The organism is Chromatium okenii, from assembly GCF_016583745.1.
Classification (GTDB): Bacteria; Pseudomonadota; Gammaproteobacteria; order Chromatiales; family Chromatiaceae; genus Chromatium; species Chromatium okenii.
In genome coordinates this window covers 1-3148 of the sequence record NZ_NRRQ01000072.1, presented here as the reverse complement: position 1 = coordinate 3148, position 3148 = coordinate 1, and the positions used below count along the sequence as shown (strand labels likewise).

Genomic DNA, 3148 nt, shown 5'->3' with positions numbered 1-3148 from the left:
GAAAAACTTCGTTTAGGAGTTGATTCCATTCCCGGAGTTCACCTTGAAACTGGTGTGAGTTTAACCTTGCGTTAATTCATCACTGGTTTTAACCCACTGAGGGCTGGCATTGTCAGCCCTTTTTTATCTCTCTCAATTGATGATGCGAATTGCATCAGGAGTTGTTATGCCTGAAATAACTGCATTAACACAACGAACCTATTGGTTCCCTCCTTATATTGATTATGAGGAACTCTGGGATATCCAACACCTCTATTGTGAGGATGATGAATCATTACCCACTGATGTTACTCCTTCGGCAATACCTGCTGAATGGAGCCAGTTCAATGATGAAGATATTCCATTCTGAGGATTAACAACATGCGTCATTTATATCAATTCGATTTAATCGAACCTTGTAATACGACCTTAACCCTTGGTGAAGATGCCACTGGCACAATCACCATGATCTTGATGGATGAACATCGTCATTGTACTCAATTCATTTTGAGCAATGATGAATTCAATCATCTGTGTGATGTGCGTTANTCACATTCAAGTTCCCATTGGGTGAAGTTGTCATTACTGAAGGCGCACATTCCGCATTACAAGAATGTGCAATATCTCCACTCTTCCTATTGTTTCGGCATCGCCAAGGCAATTGGGGAGAGATGAGTAGTGAAGACCAACAAGCAAATGATCGTGCTTTAGTGGAAGGAAACAGATTGTTATCAGTCTATCCATTACAGGATGACTTGCGCATCTGGATCATTACTGAAGCGGATCGAACTGTTACCACTCTTCTCTTACCATAGTTGTCCGCAAAAAGTTCCATACAAAAGAGTGTGGCAAGTATTAACTACCGGCAGCGCATGGCTAGATTGTGACTGATCCGCCTGCTTTTATACTATAGCTAGTTTTGCGGACAACTACAGAAGAGTATTAACCCCCCCTTGAGGTGCTCCGGCACCTCTTTAATTTGAGAAATCAATAATGAATCTGAATGCACTCAATCCTGCTCAACTGAAAGTGGTCACTGCACCATTGAGTAATCTACTGGTTCTGGCTGGAGCTGGTTCTGGCAAAACCCGTGTCTTAGTGGAACGAATAGGATGGTTGATAGAACACTATCACATTCCAGTTGAATCCTTGTTAGTAGTGACATTTACCAACAAGGCAGCAACTGAATTGAAACACAGATTAGAAGCCAACCTTGATACTGCATTGAATGGGTTATGGATTGGAACGTTTCATGGATTGGCACATCGACTATTAAGGCTGCATTGGCAAGCGGCACAGTTAGATAAAGACTTCCAGATTCTCAATGCAGAGGATCAGCGTCGTTTATTGAAACGAGTGATGACAACGATGCAGATTGATGACAACACTTACCCAATTAAATGGGTGTTGAGCGTTATCAACAATGCTAAGGAGAATGGACTTCATCCGCACCAAGTTGAGGTTGAAGATGATGATGAGAAGTTAGCCGTTCTGCGTAATGTGTATGCTGAATATGAATTGCAACGGCAACAGAATAAAGCACTGGATTTTGCTGACTTATTGTTGAGTGCTTATGAATTGCTGCGAGATCATCGGGATATTCGTCAACACTATCAAAGCCGCTTTCAACAGATTCTGGTTGACGAGTTCCAAGACACAAATACCATGCAATATGAATGGTTGAGGATGTTATCTTCCAGCAATAACTTCATCTGTGCAGTTGGTGATGATGATCAATCCATTTACGGTTGGCGTGGAGCGAAAGTGGAAAACCTGAAGGCATTGCAACAGGATTATCAGAACGTGCAACTGCTTCGATTGGAGCAAAACTATCGTTCCACCAGCAACATTCTGAATGCTGCCAATGCCGTGATTGCAAACAATCGGAATCGGTTCGGTAAGAATCTGTGGACACAACAATCAACAGGTTCCTTGATCTGTCGTTATACGGCTATTGATGCCGGTGATGAAGCCCGTTTCGTAATTGATCGCATTGGTCAAACATTCACCATGAATCATCGATGTTATCAAGATTATGCAATCTTGTATCGGACTTCAGCACAATCACGGATGTTTGAAGAACGATTGATTCGAGCTGGCATCCCTTATCGCATCCATAATGGATTACGCTTCTTTGAACGAGCGGAAGTTCGAGATGCGTTGGGATATTTACGCTTGATCGCAAACTGCAATGATGACCTTGCCTTTGAGCGCATTGTGAATGTTCCGACTCGTGGAATCGGTGAACGCACCATTGAACTATTGAGGAAACATGCACAGACATTATCGGGATCGTTATACCAAGCAACACTGGATTTGATTGAAAAGAAAGGCTTGACCAAGAAAGTCAATGAATCACTCACAGCATTTGTGAATTTGATTCAATCCAATCGCAGTGGAAAGATGACGTTGGCTGCACGATTGAATCAACTGATTAAACAGACAGAGTTACAGGAGTTTTATCTCAAGCAACCCGATGGAAAGGGGGAGGAGCGCGTTGAGAACTTGGATCAGTTGATTGAAACAACCGCTCGCTTTGAACGAAGCTGGGACATAGAAGATGGTGATGTTTTAACGGTGTTCCTGAATCATGTTGCATTGGAAGCAAACGAGATGAGCGATGATGACAACAACGATGCCGTGCAGTTGATGACACTTCATGCGGCAAAAGGGTTGGAATTCCCGATAGTGTTCCTTGCTGGAATGGAAGATGGATTATTCCCGCACAGCATGTCATTACATGATCGAGAACGTTTTGAAGAAGAAAGACGATTGTGCTATGTCGGCATGACAAGAGCGATGGAACAATTGTTTATGACTCATGCGGAAAGCCGGTTGATTCACGGACGAGAATGGAATTCAAAACCTTCTCGCTTTATGAATGAGATTCCCGATGAATTCATTGAGCATATCCGTTTTAATAAGGTGGCGCAATACAATGAGGCAGTCATGCGAGTGAAAGAACGAATGGCAATGACCATGCAATAATCATTGATCGATTGGGAACATCATTAACTGGTGTTCCTGATTGATCATTAAACTATTCAATTATTAAGAATGGTTTATTTCATAACACAATAGAGTGCCTTCTTTATTCACTGACAGTGCAAAATTGCTGCCTTGTAACTAATCCCCAATAGGAATCTTCATATTTATCTTCCAAGAAATT

The 3148-nt window shown here is 42.1% G+C and carries 2 protein-coding genes; both read left to right on the top strand.

Annotated elements, in window-relative coordinates:
* Positions 1 to 109: 109 nt before the first annotated feature.
* Entirely contained in the window at positions 110 to 349 is a 240-nt protein-coding gene (locus tag CKO12_RS14050; RefSeq protein ID WP_200155351.1) for a hypothetical protein, read from the top strand.
* Positions 350 to 972: 623 nt separating this feature from the next.
* Positions 973 to 2967, top strand: coding sequence for a UvrD-helicase domain-containing protein (locus tag CKO12_RS14040; RefSeq protein ID WP_200155349.1), 1995 nt, complete (start codon positions 973 to 975; stop codon positions 2965 to 2967).
* The last annotated feature ends 181 nt before the right edge of the window (positions 2968 to 3148 follow it).

Bases quoted from the DNA above. Each gene is read 5' to 3' on its own strand.
- CKO12_RS14040 (WP_200155349.1), top strand. From the start codon at position 973: ATGAATCTGAATGCACTCAATCCTGCTCAACTGAAAGTGGTCACTGCA.